The sequence below is a fragment of the Nannocystis sp. RBIL2 genome, from assembly GCF_026626745.1.
In the GTDB taxonomy this organism is placed as follows: Bacteria; Myxococcota_A; Polyangia; order Nannocystales; family Nannocystaceae; genus Nannocystis.
This window is the reverse complement of the sequence record NZ_JAPNJW010000002.1, coordinates 1,062,244-1,076,597: the sequence shown is the minus strand read 5'-3', so window position 1 is coordinate 1,076,597 and position 14,354 is coordinate 1,062,244. Positions and strand designations below refer to the sequence as shown.

Annotated in this window: 12 protein-coding genes; 6 read left to right on the top strand and 6 right to left on the bottom strand. The window is 72.8% G+C overall.

Annotation, left to right across the window (positions count from 1 at the left end):
• Positions 1-69 precede the first annotated feature (69 nt).
• On the bottom strand, positions 70-1,971 hold the full coding sequence (locus OV090_RS29450) for an AAA family ATPase (protein ID WP_267707959.1): 1,902 nt from the start codon (positions 1,969-1,971) through the stop codon (positions 70-72).
• Between the two features lie 254 nt (positions 1,972-2,225).
• On the opposite strand from OV090_RS29450, the gene OV090_RS29445 reads away from it, so the two are divergent.
• Positions 2,226-3,374, top strand: coding sequence for a hypothetical protein (locus OV090_RS29445; protein WP_267707958.1), 1,149 nt, complete (start codon positions 2,226-2,228; stop codon positions 3,372-3,374).
• Positions 3,375-3,457: 83 nt separating this feature from the next.
• Here the strand turns inward: OV090_RS29445 and OV090_RS29440 are convergent, their stop codons facing one another.
• Both OV090_RS29440 and OV090_RS29435 read right to left on the bottom strand, forming a co-directional pair.
• Complete coding sequence (locus OV090_RS29440; RefSeq protein ID WP_267707957.1) at positions 3,458-3,709, bottom strand: hypothetical protein; 252 nt, start codon at positions 3,707-3,709, stop codon at positions 3,458-3,460.
• A gap of 121 nt (positions 3,710-3,830) precedes the next feature.
• Positions 3,831-4,220 carry a VOC family protein gene (locus tag OV090_RS29435; RefSeq protein WP_267707956.1) on the bottom strand — a complete coding sequence of 130 codons (390 nt, stop codon included), beginning with the start codon at positions 4,218-4,220 and terminating at the stop codon, positions 3,831-3,833.
• A gap of 214 nt (positions 4,221-4,434) precedes the next feature.
• Here OV090_RS29435 and OV090_RS29430 point away from each other — a divergent pair, with 214 nt between their 5' ends.
• Positions 4,435-5,151 carry a hypothetical protein gene (locus OV090_RS29430; RefSeq protein WP_267707955.1) on the top strand — a complete coding sequence of 239 codons (717 nt, stop codon included), beginning with the start codon at positions 4,435-4,437 and terminating at the stop codon, positions 5,149-5,151.
• 61 nt (positions 5,152-5,212) lie between these two features.
• Here OV090_RS29430 and OV090_RS29425 read toward each other — a convergent pair whose 3' ends face one another.
• The gene (locus OV090_RS29425) at positions 5,213-8,122 is read right to left on the bottom strand and encodes a TIGR03960 family B12-binding radical SAM protein (RefSeq protein WP_267707954.1); all 2,910 of its coding nucleotides are present in this window, start codon (positions 8,120-8,122) and stop codon (positions 5,213-5,215) included.
• A 104-nt stretch (positions 8,123-8,226) separates the two neighbouring features.
• On the opposite strand from OV090_RS29425, the gene OV090_RS29420 reads away from it, so the two are divergent.
• The 4 genes from OV090_RS29420 (at position 8,227) to OV090_RS29405 (ending at position 11,564) form a co-directional block, all read left to right on the top strand.
• A complete protein-coding gene (locus tag OV090_RS29420) occupies positions 8,227-9,219 on the top strand; it encodes a DnaJ C-terminal domain-containing protein (RefSeq protein ID WP_267707953.1) in 993 nt (330 codons plus the stop codon).
• Positions 9,220-9,245: 26 nt separating this feature from the next.
• Entirely contained in the window at positions 9,246-10,205 is a 960-nt protein-coding gene (gene lipA / locus OV090_RS29415) for a lipoyl synthase (RefSeq protein ID WP_267707952.1), read from the top strand.
• Between the two features lie 70 nt (positions 10,206-10,275).
• On the top strand, positions 10,276-10,935 hold the full coding sequence (locus tag OV090_RS29410; RefSeq protein ID WP_267707951.1) for a glutathione S-transferase family protein: 660 nt from the start codon (positions 10,276-10,278) through the stop codon (positions 10,933-10,935).
• Positions 10,936-10,949: 14 nt separating this feature from the next.
• Positions 10,950-11,564, top strand: a complete 615-nt coding sequence (locus OV090_RS29405) for a DsbA family oxidoreductase (protein WP_267707950.1) — start codon at positions 10,950-10,952, stop codon at positions 11,562-11,564.
• A gap of 48 nt (positions 11,565-11,612) precedes the next feature.
• On the opposite strand, the gene OV090_RS29400 is transcribed toward OV090_RS29405, so the two are convergent.
• Positions 11,613-12,149, bottom strand: a complete 537-nt coding sequence (locus OV090_RS29400; protein WP_267707949.1) for a hypothetical protein — start codon at positions 12,147-12,149, stop codon at positions 11,613-11,615.
• Positions 12,150-12,220: 71 nt separating this feature from the next.
• Complete coding sequence (locus OV090_RS51030) at positions 12,221-14,353, bottom strand: rhomboid family intramembrane serine protease (protein WP_267707948.1); 2,133 nt, start codon at positions 14,351-14,353, stop codon at positions 12,221-12,223.
• Position 14,354 lies beyond the last annotated feature (1 nt).

Sequence of the window (14,354 nt, the reverse complement as noted above, 5' to 3'; positions counted from 1 at the left end):
GGGGCGTCGTGAGGGAATGGAGGCGATGCGCGGCGACACGGCTGGAAAAATGGCCGCCGGCACGCGCGGCTACGGGGCGACTTCGTAGCGCTGCTGGCGGTGCCGGAACGCCTCGCGGCCGCCCTCCATCAGGCGCAGGATGTGCTGCTTCACCGCCTCGACGGGGCCCTGCGCGACCTGTCGGGCGTTGCGGCCGTCAGCCTCGAGGACGATGACCTGGGCGGCCTCGCCGAGGACGGGGAGGTTGGGGTTGTGGGTGATGAAGACGAGCTGACGCCGGCCGCGGCTGGCCGCCAGCTGCGGGATGATGGCGTCGGTGATGAAGCTGTTGTCGAGGTTGTCCTCGGGCTGGTCGACGAGCAGCGGGGCCTCGCTGTCCATGAGGAGGATCGGCAAGATCGCGGCGCTCTTCTGCCCGGTCGACAGCTTGTCGCTGCTGCGCCAGTCGCCCTGGACCTGCAGCTCGATGCGCGGGACGTCCTCGAGCTCGAGTACGTCGAGCTCGAACCGCTTGTCCGGGGCCTCGCGCAGGGCCTTGAGCAGGGAGTCGGCGAACTCGGGGTTGATCTCGGCGGTCGCGGCCAGGGCCGCGTGATCGTCGCGGTCGACGAACTGACCGAGCTGGACAGGGGTGACCTGGGCGACGAGCCGCTCGATCGGGGCGTTGTACTGCTTGCCTGAGCGGCGCATGACCGCGACCAGGAATTCGCGGTAGGCGACGACGTCGGCGGCGGCGGCGAGGATGATGCGGACCTTGCCGCCGAGGTGGGCGCTGACGTTGCCGGCGGCGGCGCTGCGGCGGGCGTGACGATCGCCGCGCAGCCGCTGCAGCTCGTCGCGCAGCTCGCCGCGGGCCCGCTGGGCCTGGTCGAGCTCGGCCTGCAGCTCGCCCAGCGCGCCCTTGCCGGCCGACAGGCGCATGACCTCGCGGGCGGCCTCGTCGCGGGCGGCCAGGCGGGCCCCGCTCTTGGCGGCCACGGCCGCGAGCTCGGCGTAGCGGGCCTCCTGCGGGGCGTGGACGGCCGCGAGGGCCGCGGTGGCGTCGTCGACCGAGCGCTCGAGCAGGGCCAGCTTGTCGAGCGGCGAGGAGACGTAGAGGTCGATCTCGATGATCTTGCGGCCTATCTCTCGGGACAGGTCCGCGAGGACATGTCCGTTGGGACTCTTGAGGAGGCTCTCCGGCAGGGCGGCCGCGAGCGCCTTGACCTGCGGCAGGACGGTGTCGCCGATGAGGCCGCGCAGCTTGCTCAGGGCGGCGCGGACGCGGTCGAGGGCGGCCTTCTCCTGCTCGCGCAGGGCCTTGTGCTCGGCTGCGGCCTGCAGCCCGTCGGCCAGGCCGCCCTCGCCGAGCGCCGCGTTGGCGGCCGCGAGCTTGCTCTCCCAGCTCGAGAGGTCGATGAGGTCGCGCTGGGCGGCCTGCAGGCGGGTGTGGAGGGCGATGATCCGCTGCGCGTTCTCGCGCAGGCGCGAGGTGTTCTGCGCCAGCTGGGTCTCGATGGCGTGGCTCTGCTGGCCGCACAGGCGGTCGATGAGCTCGCGCTGGGCGACCGGGCTCTGGGCGATGTCCTCGATCTGGTTGTGCGAGAAGATGGCGGCGTCGACGAGCACCGAGGAGCCGAGCACCTCGGGCCGGACCGGCTTGCCGGCGGCGTCGGTGACCTGCGGCGCGTCGTGGGCCCCGCGGCGGATCTGGTAGACGAGGCCCTCCTGGCTCTCGAACTCGAGCTCGACGTAGCCGCTGGTCCCGAGGTTGGCGGCGAGCAAGGTCTTGAGCCGATCCTCGGCCGCCTTGGCCGCGGAGGTGCCCGAACGCGGGGCGCGGTCGAGGGCGTGGCGGATGAACTCGAGGACGGTGGTCTTGCCGCTGCCGCGACCGCCGATGATGCAGTTCAGGCCGTCGGCGAAGCGGATGTCGAGCTTGTCGAGGAAGCCGCCGTAGACGCGGAGACGACGCAATTTGTGGTGAACCACGCGGGACCCTCCGCCGACAGGTTAGGACCCATGCGCGATCTCGTCCAGAGCGTCGAAGACGCATTCTCTGGGCCGGATAAAGCCCGATCGAGCGCGTGCGGGGATGGCGCGGGACGGCGGAGGGGCGAATCCGGAGGCGAGCGAGGAATTGCCGGCGTGGCGAGGCGGCCCGCGTGAGGCGTCGTGGGCCGACAGCAGGGCGGCGCCCGACGCGGGGCGTGGTGCGTGGGGGCCCGGGCAGGTAGTGTCCAGGCGTGCTCCGTGCTGCGCCGTGGCTCGTGCTGTTGCTGTCGGGATGCGAGGCGCTGACGGATCGCCGGCCGGCGCCCGCGGCCGCGCCGGTGGCCGCGGCCACGCTCGCGGAGCCCGGGCCGCTGCGGGCCGCCATCGCGGCGGGGGTGCGCCGGCGCAGCGAGAACGAGGCGAGCTACGAGATCGACGCGTTCGTGGCCGCGCTGGCGGTCGAAGAATTGGCGAGCGGGACCGGCGGGGTGCGGGTCGAGCCGGCGTTCGAGCGCGGGGCGCAGGTCGGCTACCGACTCGGCGAGGTGGTGCCGGGCTCGGTGTATCAGCTGGTAGGGCTGCGCGCGGGCGACGTGATCGAGGCGATCGGCGAGGTCCGGCTCGACAGCCCGGGCCGTGCGGCCGGTCTGCTGGGACGGTCAGGGCGCGGGGCGCAGGTGACCGTGAGCCGCGACGGGGTCGGCTTCTCGATCGACCTGCGGATCGCCGGCGGGCTGGCGTGGTCCGAGCTGCTGCGCTCGCGGACAGGTTCGCCGGGACAGGTCGCAGGGGACATGCCCGCGGGGACAGGTCCCCTGGCACAGGCTCCGGGGGACAGGTCGTTGGCGGGCGAGGACGGGGGACTGCCGGCCGGGCCGCGCGACGGTGAGGCCGGCGGGACGCCGGTGGTGCCGAGCGGCGGGGCCGGCGGGGCCTCGCCTGGGGTGCCCGCCGGGCCGAGGCCGACGAGCGGGGGGAAGCAGAGCAGCGGCGGCTACGGCCGAGGCTCCGGGGTCACGACTGGGTCGACGGGCGCGAGCGGTTCGGCGGGCGCGTCGACGCCTGCCGGCAAGACGGGGGTGCAGTGCGCGTCGACGTCGAGCTGCACGCTCGACAAGAGCGTGTTCGACGCGGCGGTCGCCGACCCGGGCAAGCTCGAGCGCCAGGCGTCGATCTCACCGGCGCGCGGCGGCTACAAGCTGACCCGCGTGGCTCCGGGGAGCACCTTGGCGGCGCTGGGGTTTCGCGCGGGCGACCTGATCGTGTCGGTCAACGGGGCGCGCCTCGACGACGACATGGCGGCCCTGGGGCTGTACATGGGGCTCGAGAGCACGCGCAGCTACAACGTGACCTACGAGCGCAACGGGGCGCGGGCGAGCAAGTCGATCGCGCTGCGGTGATCAGAGCAGGCGTCACGGCCGCGAGGCCGTGGTGTGGGGCGAGCAGTCGACCGCGCTGCGGTGAGCGAGGGCCGTGACGGCTGCTACGGTCGGCCGGCTCGCAGGCGGCGGCCGGCGTCGGTGAGGGCGATCCGGAAGCCGCGGGCGAGGTAGTGGGCGGTGGCGAGGCCGCGGTCCTGCATGTCCTCAGCTTCGCGCAGCAGCTCGGCGTAGCGCTCGTCGCCGACTTCACCGGCAGAGACGAGGATGCAGCCGTGCTCCACGCAGCGCGCCATCAGTGGGTACTCCCGCTCGGCCATGACGATGAGGATCGCAGGGAGGCGGAGGACGTCCATCGGGGAGAGGCTGGGGGCGAGTGCGAGGTGCGAGCGCGGGCGTGCGCGAGGCGGAGGAGCGCAGGTCCTTGGGGGACATGTCGTATCAGACATGTCCGATGCGACATCCACGAGAGCGCGGTCAGCCGAGGTCGCCGGCCGGGCTGGCGAGGACGACGGTGTAGCCGTCCAGGTCGCGCAGCCAGATCTCCCGATGGCCGGCGTTGGGGTTGACGTGCGGCGCGAGGACGACCTCGGCGCGCAGCTCTGCGGCGCGGGCGACTGCGGCGTCGAAGGCGTCGGTCTCGAACCACAGCAGAACGCCGTTGCCGTACGGCCGCGCGGTTGGGTCGCCGATCGCGCCGTGGTGGTGTTCGACCTCCCAGCGGTGCAGTTGCAGGATCAGGACCCCGCCGTGCACCAGGCGCTCGTACTCGGGGCCGCCGTGGTCGCTCTCGCAGCCGAGGAGGCGCTGATACCAGCGGCTGCTGGCTTCGACGTCGGCGACTGCGATCAATGGTTGGGGACGCATGGGGAAGAGGTGGCGCGCGGCGATGGAGGCGTCAAGCTGCGCGCGGCCCATGGACGGGGGCGGGCGGCCGCGGTGCAGAGCGTGCGGGGTCGAGCGAGGCGCGGCGGATCGCGGATGGCGAGGAAACCGTGACGGGGATCACGGCCGAGGTCGGTGCAGGAATCGGCGGCTTCAGCGAGCGTCGCTACGCAAGCGGGCCTCGCCCGAACACGCCATGCCAGCTCTCTCGCTCCGTTCCATCGCGCCGCTGTTCGCCCTCTCGTTGCTGTCGGCCGGGTGCTCGGCGGCGCGGATGCAGCTCGACCCGGCGCTGACCGCCAAGGCGCCCGAACAGGCGGTCAGCGGCACCGCGTTCGCGGCATTCCGCAAGCCGGTGACGTTCGGCGCCTACACTGCGACGCTGACGAAGGGCGGCTTCCAGACCAACAAGAGCACGTCGGTCGGGCCGTATCAGCGCAAGGAGTCGAAGCAGGCCTTCGACTTCTCGCTGGTGGGCGGGACGCCGGCGAGCTGGGCCGGGTCGTGCGCGTACGGGACGGCCCAGCAGGGCGTGCTGTTCCCGATCAGCAACGACGCGGGGTTCGTGTGCACGATGGTGCCGCAGGGCGCCGGCGGCTGGCAGCTCGAGCTCAGGAGCCAGGGCAAGCTGTACGGGCCGAACACGCTGTCGGGGTCGATGACCGACGGGACGACGACGCTGTCGATCGCTATGGTCCACAAGCTGGCCGGCTCGGCGTTCTCCAGCTCGGCGCCGGTGGGCTACGAGATCCGCGACGCCGGCGGGGTGGCGGTCGCGGCGGTGCAGATCTTCAACCCGCAGTTCGTGTGGATCGACCCGGGGCTGTCGCCGGAGGTGCAGACCGCGATCGCGGCGGCCGCGGCGGGGCTGCTGGTGTCGGGCAGCTCGGCGTCGGACATCAACGACCAGTAGTCGGGGTCGCGGCGGATGTCCGGAAGGGCATGTCCAAGAGGACATGCCCTCCGGGACATGGCTAGACGAGCATGTCCGAAGCGACAGGCTCGGCCTCGGGCCGCGGCTTCTTGGGGGCGAAGGTCGGGCCGAGCGCGCGCAGGCTGACGAGCTCGTCGCCGGAGCGGGCGAGCAGGCGCTCGCGGACCAGCTTGTGGTCGGGGACGACGGCGCCGACGAGGGCCTGGACGACCTCGCGGGGGCGGGCGCCGGGGCCGTCGGAGCTGAGGCGGACGCGGAAGCGCAGCAGGCCGGCGGCGACGTCGACGTCGGCGTGGAGCAGGGCGGCGCCGACGTCGACGGCGGTCGCCTCGCCCACGGGGCGCTTGAGGCCGCGGCCCGACTTGGCCTTGCCGGCGCGCTCGACCTGCAGCGGGCCGGCGAGGCGCGCGGACAGCCCGGCGGCGACCTCGGCGGCGAGCTCGGGGCCGAGGTCGACGGCGTAGTCGGCGGCGGCGACCAGCTCGCCGAGGCGGCGCTCGCCCTGGACGAGGACGCGGACGTCGAGGATGTCGATGCCGGGCGGGGCGGCGGCGGCGAACCGCTCGCGCAGCAGCAGGGCCTCGCGCAGGCGGTCGTCGTCGCTCCACAGGCCGGCCATGTCGGCGTCGGAGCGCGGCAGCAGGACGTCGAGGTCGACGACCTCCTCGCGGGCGCCGACGCCGAGAGCGAGGGCTGGCCCGAAGGACATGCGCGGGACCGGGTTGAAGCCGCGCGAGAAGGCGGTCTCGACCCCGGCGCGCCGCAGCATGCGCGGGAGCACGCGGGTGAGGTCGAGGTGGCCCATGAAGCGCATCGGCCCCGACTTGGCGAAGAACACCCGCACGCGGGTGAACGGGGCCTCGGCCGCGGCCTTGAAGGCGCTGTCGTCGGCCAGCTTGCTCGGGTTGAGGCGGCCGCGCAGGCGCTCGATCGGGACCAAATCGGCGGCGATCGCCCGCTCGCGCTCGCGGACGACCTCGTCGTCGCGCTCGCGCTCGTGTCGCTCGACCTTCATGCCGGCGAGCTCGTCGAGGGCGACCATCCGCTCGCTGCGCATCTCGGACATGTCGCAGGCGATCCCGCAGTCGTAGCAGACGAGGCGGCGCGCGTCGGCCTCGGCGGCCTCACGGCTGATCGGGTGGACCTTGGCGCCGAACGGCTTGCCGCACGGCGGCGAGGCTCGACCGCGCAGGGCCTTGCGGTACTCCTCGGCGAGGAAGCCGGGCTCGAGGCCGATGTCGATGTGGTCCCACGGCAGCCGCGCGTCGACCGGGATGGTGCGGGTGTAGCGGGCCGGATCGACGCCGACAGTCGCGATCGCGGCGGTCCAGCGGGCCATCGAGAAGCGCTCGCGCCAGCCGTCGAAGCGGGCCCCAGCGGCGTAGGCGTGGCCGAGGACCTCCCCCATGTCGCGGTCGCCGCGGGCGAACAGGCACTCGAGCCAGCTCTCGGTCTGCGAGTGGGTCTTGAGCTCGAGGCGGTAGCGCCGGGCCAGGTCGCGCAGCAGGTTGACCTTTTGGGACAGGTCCGAAAGGCCATCCATGGCCGCCCACTGGAACGGGGTGTGCGGCTTGGGCACGTGCTGGGAGACGCTGACGGTGACGGTGGGCATGCGCTGGAGCTTGAGCTCGCGCGCGACGTCGCGGACCTTGCGGCCGGTCTCGGCGATGCCGACCACGTCCTCCTCGGTCTCGGTCGGCAGGCCCATGATGAAGTACATCTTGATGCGGTCGTAGCCGCGCTCGAAGATCCGCCGCGCCGAGGTCAGGATGTCGTCGTCGCTGACGTTCTTGTTGATGACGTCGCGCATCCGCTGGGTCCCGGCCTCGGGCGCGAAGGTCAGGCCGCTGATGCCGACGCTCTTGATCTCGTCGAGCAGCTCCTCGTTGAGGCCGTAGGCGCGCAGGCTGGCGATGCCGAGCTTGATCTTGCGGCGCTTGAGCTCGGGCACCAGCTCCTTGATCAGCGGGTCGATGCACGAGACGTCGGCGGTGCTCAGCGCGGTCAGGCTGGTCTCGGAGAAGCCAGCCGCTTCGACGCCGTCGAGCACGGCCTTGACGATCTGCTTGGGGTCGCGCTCGCGGACCGGGCGGTAGATGATGCCGGCCTGGCAGAAGCGGCAGCCCTCGGTGCAGCCGCGGGTGATCTCGACGCTGGCGCGGTCGAAGATCGCCTCGGCGTAGGGGATCGGGAAGCGCGTGGGGAACGGGAACTGATCGAGATCGCGCACGTAGACGCGCGTGACTCGCTCGGGCACGCCGAGAGCGCGGCCCTCCTCGGTGGGGCCGGTGACGACGAGCAGCTCGCTCCGCGCGTCGCGCTCGACGGCGTAGAAGGTGGGGGCGTAGATGCCGGGCGAGCGCGCAGCAGCGGCCAGGATCTCGCGCCGCGGCCGACCCTCGCGGCGCATGCGGCCGATCGTGCGCAAGAGCTCGGGCAGGACCTCCTCGGCCTCGCCGACGAGGAAGAGGTCGACGAAGGGGGCCAGCGGCTCGGGGTGCGTGGCCGTGGGCCCGCCGGCGAGGACGATCGGGTCGGCGTCGCCGCGATCGGCGGCGCGCAAGGGGATCTCGCCGAGGTCGAGGTTGAGGAGGACGTTGGTGTAGCTGAGCTCGTACTGCAGGCTGAAGCCGACGACGTCGAACTCACGCAGCGGGGTGGCGGTCTCGAGGCTGACGAGCGGGAGACCCCGCGCACGCAGCTCGGCCTCCATGTCGGTCCACGGGCTGAACGCGCGCTCGCACACGAGGTCGGCGTGACGGTTGACGAGGTCGTAGAGGATCCGCGTGCCCAGGTGGCTCATGCCGATCTCGTAGAGATCGGGGAAGGCGAGGACGAAGCGACACGCGAGACCGGCGCCCGACTTGCGGATCTGCTGCTCCTCGCCGCCGAGGTAGCGCCCGGGCTTCTCCACGCGCCCGAGGAATTCGGCGTAAGGATGTTCGGCCATGACGAACCGCCCTTTTAGCCGAAACGGCGGCCGGGCACCACTGCAGCCGCGCCGGGCGCACCGCCCCCTTGCCGAGGGCCGCCCGTGACCCAAGAATGCCTGCCGTGAAGGACCTGTACTCAGTCCTGGGCGTGCCGCGCACTGCCGACGAGAAAGAGATCAAACGGGCGTTCCGCAAGCTGACTCAACAGCTCCACCCGGACAAGAACCCGGGCGACAAGAAGGCGGAGGAGAAGTTCAAAGAGGTGTCCGGCGCCTACGAGGTGCTGGGCGACGCTCAGCGGCGCAAGAACTACGACGAGTTCGGCGACATGAGCCTGACTCAGGGCTTCGATCCCGAGCGCGCGCGGGCGTACCAGCAGGCGACGCGGGGCGGCGGTGGGCGCAGGCGCACGGCCGGTCCGGCGGGGTTCGGCGGCGGCGGGTTCGACGCCGACGGTCACTTCAACTTCCAGAACTTCGGCGACGCGCGCGGAGTGTCGTTCGACGACCTGCTGTCGCAGCTGTTCGGCGGCGGTCGCGTCGTCGACCCGGCGGCGCGCGCGGGCCGGCGCCCGGTCAGCACGCGCGGCCACGACATCGAGGGCGAGATCACGATCGACTTCTCGCAGATGCTGCGCGGAGCCGTGATCCCGCTGCGCATCGAGTCGCAAGAGGGCGGGGCGCGCACGCTCGACGTCAAGGTGCCGCCGGGGATCGGCGACGGCGGCAAGCTGCGCCTGCGCGGTCAGGGCGGCCCGGGCGACCCACCGGGCGACATCCTTTTGACGGTGAAGGTCGCGCCGCACCCGCGCCTCAAGCGCGACGGCAACAACCTGCAGATGAGCCTGCCCGTGACCGCGCTCGAGGCGGTGCGCGGCGGGCCGGTCGACGTGCCGACGCCCGCCGGGCCGGTGACGCTCAAGCTCAAGCCGGGGAGCCAGAACGGGCAGACGCTGCGGCTCAAGGGGAAGGGCATCGCGCCGCCGAACGGCGAGGCCGGCGACCTGCTGGTGACCCTCGACGTGCGCCTCCCCACCGCGACCGACCCCGAGCTGACTGCGGCGCTGGAGCGCCTGCAAGGGCACGAGAACGTCCGCGGCGAGCTCGAGCTGTAGAGGTCGCCGCGTGCTATGCCTTGCGCGTGACCGTTCGCCTGCCGATCGTCCAAACCGAGGCCGAGCCCGCGCCCGCGCCGCGCAAGCGCCACCCCGACTGGCTGCGCGTGCCGATGCCGGCGGGCGACGGCTATCAGGCGCTGCGCAGCATGGTCAAGGAGCTCGGGCTGCACACGGTGTGTCAGAGCGCGAGCTGCCCCAACATCGGCGAGTGCTGGAACCACCGCGCGCTGACGATCATGATCCTCGGCGACATCTGCACCCGCTCGTGCCGCTTCTGCGACGTGGCGACGGGGCGGCCGCTGCCGGTCGATCACGGCGAGCCGGCGCGCGTGGCGACGATGCTGGCGGCGCTCGAGCTGAACCACACGGTGATCACGTCGGTCGACCGCGACGACCTGCGCGACGGCGGGGCCGGGATCTGGGCCGAGACGCTGCACGCGTGCCACGCGGCGGCGCCTGACATGACGATCGAGGTGCTGGTGCCCGATTTCAAGGGCGCCCTCGCCGACGTCGACACGGTGCTCGACGCCGGCCCCGACGTGTTCGCCCACAACCTCGAGACGGTGCCGCGGCTGTCCCGCGAGGTCCGGGTGCAGGCCCGCTACGACCGCTCGTTCGCGGTGCTCCGGCGGGCCCGCGAGCGCGGGGCGCTGGTCAAGACGGGGCTGATGCTCGGGCTCGGCGAGGAGCTCGCCGAGGTCCGCGAGGTCGTCGACCAACTGGGCGAGCTGGGGCTGACGATCTTGACGCTCGGGCAGTACCTGCAGCCGAGCAAGAAGCACCTGCCGGTGCACCGCTACGTCCACCCCGACGAGTTCGCCGAGCTGAAGCGCCACGCGCTGGCGGCCGGCATCGTCCACGTGGAGAGCGGGCCGCTGGTCCGCAGCAGCTACCACGCGGAGGGCCAAGCCGAGCTGATCCGCCGCCTGCAGGCCGGGGCCGGCAAGATCGGGTTCGCCAGCCTGCGCCCGCCGCCGGCCTGAAGATGGTTTTCGGGACATGCGCGAAGGCGCATGTCCTTTCAAACATGTCGTAACGCTCCGGAGGACCCCGATGCAGCTCGAGCTGATCAGCCACGCCCTGTGCCCGTTCGTCCACCGCGCCTGCATCATGCTGCGCGAGAAGGGGGTCGAGTACACCCGCCGCGACGTCGACCTCGACGCCAAGCCGGAGTGGTTTCTGGCCCTGTCGCCGCGCGGCAAGGTGCCGGTGCTGGTGGCCGACGGCACGCCGCTGTTCGAGTCGGCGGCGATCGTGGAGTTCCTCGACGAGACCCACCCGCCGCCGGTGATCCCGACCGAGCCGTTCGCGCGGGCGCGTCAGCGGGCGTGGGTCGACGTCGCGAGCGAGCTGCTGATGGGCCAGTACCGCGTGATGACCGCGGCGACGCAGGCGGACTTCGAGGCGGCGGCGAAGACCGTGACTGCGACTCTGGTCCGCTACGACGAGGCGCTGAAGAAGGGCGACCTGGCCGGCGACGAGTTCAAGCTGGTCGAGGTGGCGTGCGCGCCGGCGATGTTCCGCTTCGCGCTGCTAGAGGCCCGCACCGGCTGGGCGTTCTGGGCCGCGGGCTCGAAGGTGGAGGCGTGGGCGCGACGCCTGGCGAGCCGGGCGTCGGTGACGTCGTCGGTGGCCGAGGACTTCCCGGAGCGGTTCATGAAGCTGCTGTCCGACAAGGGCAGCTACATGGCGAAGGTCCGCCCGGCGAGCTGAAGGGAGCCCGAACCATGCACATCGACGTCGTGTCCGACATCGCCTGCCCGTGGTGCTTCATCGGCATCGAACGGCTCGAGCGCGCGCTGGCCGAGACGAAGGCCGAGGCGACCGTGACGCTGCACCCGTACCTGCTCGACCCCGACGGGCCGGACAGCGGGACGGACCTGCGCGAGCGCCTGCGGCAGAAGTTCGGCGGCGATCCGACGCCGGCGTTCGCCAACGTCGAGCGCGCGGCCAGGGAGACGGGCATCCCGCTCGACTTCACGAAGGTGCGGATGGGCTACCCGACGCTGCGGGCGCACACGCTGCTGCGCCACGCGGAGGCGAAAGGGAGCCAGCGAGCGCTGTCGCGGGCCCTGTTCGGGGCGTACTTCCTCGAGGGGAAGAACATCGCCGATCCGGCGGTGCTGGCGGAGATCGCGGGGTCGCACGGGTTTTCGGCCGAAGAAGTGGCGCGGCTGACGAGCGACGCCGAGGAGCTGGCGCAGACCCGCCAGGAGGCCGAACACGCGGCCCGCAGCGGGGTCCGCGGAGTGCCGCTGTTCATCTTCGACGGCCGCGCTGCGATCTCGGGGGCCCAGCCGGAGGCGGTGTTCCGCGAGGCGATCCGCAAGGCCGCGGGCTGAACTGAGGGACATGCTCGATGGCGCATGTTTAAGAGCATGCGCGTTGCGTCATGTCCGTAGAGACAGCTCGCGCAGCAGGGCCGGGTCGAGCGGGGCGGTGACGTCCGGGCGGTGGAAGTCCGGGCGCGCGCCGGCGGCGGGGATGGCCGAGAGGTAGCGGCGGGCCTCGCCCTGGCCGTGGATCGCGTGGGCGTTCCAGCGGGCGAGGCCGGGAGGCAAAAGGTCCGGGGAGACGACGGCGCGACCGCGCCAGCGGCCGTCCGCGGGCGGGTCGACGTCGAAGGCTACGTCGACGGTGGCGACGACGTTGCGGACGCCGTGGAGCTGGAGCGCGAGGGAGTGGCCGTGAGGGCCGAACTCGAGCTCGAGGTAGCGCTCGTCGGGCGCGTGGAGGAACAGCTCGACGACCTCGAAATTCCACAGGCCGGGGGTCGAGCCGGGCGGGGAAGGCGGCGGTGGATCGCCGTGGAACGGGGCGTCGACGGCGATCTCGAGCGCGCGCGCGCGAGCGCGGAGGTCGAGGGTGATCCGCTCGGACGGGGCCGACGCACTGGCGTCCCACAGGCGATCGATGACGATGTGCACGGGGCGAGCGTACCCCGTCGCTCGCTCGGCGAGGACGATGCCGCCGACGACGACTCGCGCGATCGTCCGGCTCAGTCGGCGAGCGCGGCGTCGCCGAGGATCGCCGAGTACAGCGCGAGGGCGGGGTCGAGGGCGGCCGCGGGGGCAGCCAGCAGGAGCACTGCGTGGTCGCCGAGGCGGCGCTCGACGACCCGCGCGATCGTCTCGCCGTTGCGCTGCAGGGTGTAGTTGACGAAGTCGGCGAAGGCCGGGGCGGGCGCGTCCTCCGGGCGGATGACGAGCTCGCGCGCGAGCGTCGGGGCGAGGACGAACAGGGCGCTGCCCTCGGCCGGGGCGTCGGGGACGACGACGAACTGGACGAGGTAACCGCCGCGCAGCGCCTGGGTGTCGAGCCAGCCGGGGAACACCTTCAGCAGCGGGTGGCGGCGATCGTCGGCCTCGACGCGCTCGAAGCTGGCGGGCAAGGCGAGGGCGACGCCGTTCTCGTTGACGCGGAGGTCGCGGTGGGCGGCGGCGAAGGCGATCGGGTCCTCACGCGTGACCTGGACGACGCCGAGGCCGACGACTGCGATCGCGGCCAGGCACAGGGCCGCGAGCGGGCGGCGGGTCCAGCCGGGCAGGGTCGGGGGCAGCAGCAGGGTGAGGATCGAGGCGACGAAAGCGGCTGTCCCGAGAGACAGGGGCGTCGAGCGCAGGCCGTAGACCCCGGGGATGCAGGCGAACACGTGGGCGCCGAGCAGGAACAACAGGGTGAGGACGACGCTGCGGCGGACCGTCGACAACAGGCCCGGGGTGCGCGCGGGCAGCAGCGTCCACAGGGTGGCGACCAGCACCGAGACCGCGAGGGCGTTGCCGCCGCCGATCACCTGCGCGGGGTCGGGGTCAGCGACGGCGGCGGCCCACATGCCGGCGGCGCTGCCGAGGATGGCGATCAAGCCGGTGCGGGCCCAGCCGTGGATGCGCTCGAGGACATGTCCTGCGAGCCAGATGGAGTAGCAGTCGAGCAGCAGGCCGACGAGGTCGGCGTGGACGAACGGGGCGGTGAAGAGGCGGCCCCAGCTGCCCGCGCGCCACAGCTCGCCGGTCAAGGCGCCGGCGCGCAGGAGGCCGACGCCGGCCCACCCGGCCGCGAGAGTGACCGCGTACCACCCGGCAGAGACGGCGATCAGCGCGGTGGTCATGACCAGCGGCTGCAGCCGGCGGGTGCCGCTGCGCTCGCGGATGGCGGCGCGGAAGCGTTCGCCGACGGCCTGGACGAATTCGTGGAGATCGTGGCCGAACACCGGCGCGGGGTCGTCGAGGTGGGCACGGGCGGTGCGGGCGGCGGCGGCGAGGCGGGTCTCGCTGCGCCGCGCGAGCGCGGGGACCTGCTGCAGCAGAGCGTCGGCGCGGACCGGGTCGCCGGCGCGGGCAGCGGCGATGCCGAGGAAGAGCGTGGCTGTCCCCGGGGACAGGCCGAGCCTGCGCCCGCGGTCACGCGCCAGCGCGTCATCGACCACCCCGAACGCGCCGGCGTGGGCGAGGAAGGTGAGGCGCGCCTGGGCCAACAGCTCGGCGGCGCCGGCCTCGCTGCCGAGCGGGCCGTCCTCGATCGACCGCAGCAGCGACGCCGCGGCGTCGTGACGGCCGAGCTCGCCGAAGGCGCGCAAGATCCCGAGCGCGAGCGTCGGCCGGACCGCGGCGTAGCTGGGGTGGAAGTGGCTCTCGTAGTGCGTCACCGCCTCGCTCCAGCGGTGATCGAACAGCAGCATGGCGACGATCTGCTCGTGGATCACGGCCAGCTCGGCCGGGTCCTCGGCGGCCGCGACGAGGCCGCGGAAGTAGGCGAGGGCGGCGTCGGCACCGTCGCGGTCGAGGAGGGCGAAGCCGCGGAGGATCTGCTGCTGACGCCCGAGGCCGGCGCCCGGCATCAACATGGCCCGAAGGCCAGACAGGCGCACGGCCAGGCGCGGGCGGCCGAGCGCGAACATCTGCCGGGCCCCGCGCTCGAGCGCCGCGGGGGCGATCACCGTCAGGGCGCACAGGCAGATCGCGACTGTCCCGAGGTACCTGTCCTCGTTGACGATCGCGGTGAAGGTCAGGACGAGCTGCAGCGCCAGCACCGCCGCGTAGACCCGCGGCCCGCCGGGCCGCCGGATCGTGCGGAGCAGGACCATCGCGAGGACCAGCCCCGCGAGGACCAGGAGGTTCTGATAGAGCGCCACG

Coding starts and splice junctions, on each gene's coding strand:
- OV090_RS29435 (WP_267707956.1), bottom strand. CDS start 4,220: ATGCGTCCCCAACCATTGATCGCAGTCGCCGACGTCGAAGCCAGCAGC.
- OV090_RS29440 (WP_267707957.1), bottom strand. CDS start 3,709: ATGGACGTCCTCCGCCTCCCTGCGATCCTCATCGTCATGGCCGAGCGG.
- OV090_RS29430 (WP_267707955.1), top strand. CDS start 4,435: ATGCCAGCTCTCTCGCTCCGTTCCATCGCGCCGCTGTTCGCCCTCTCG.
- OV090_RS29410 (WP_267707951.1), top strand. CDS start 10,276: ATGCAGCTCGAGCTGATCAGCCACGCCCTGTGCCCGTTCGTCCACCGC.
- OV090_RS29425 (WP_267707954.1), bottom strand. CDS start 8,122: ATGGCCGAACATCCTTACGCCGAATTCCTCGGGCGCGTGGAGAAGCCC.
- OV090_RS29405 (WP_267707950.1), top strand. CDS start 10,950: ATGCACATCGACGTCGTGTCCGACATCGCCTGCCCGTGGTGCTTCATC.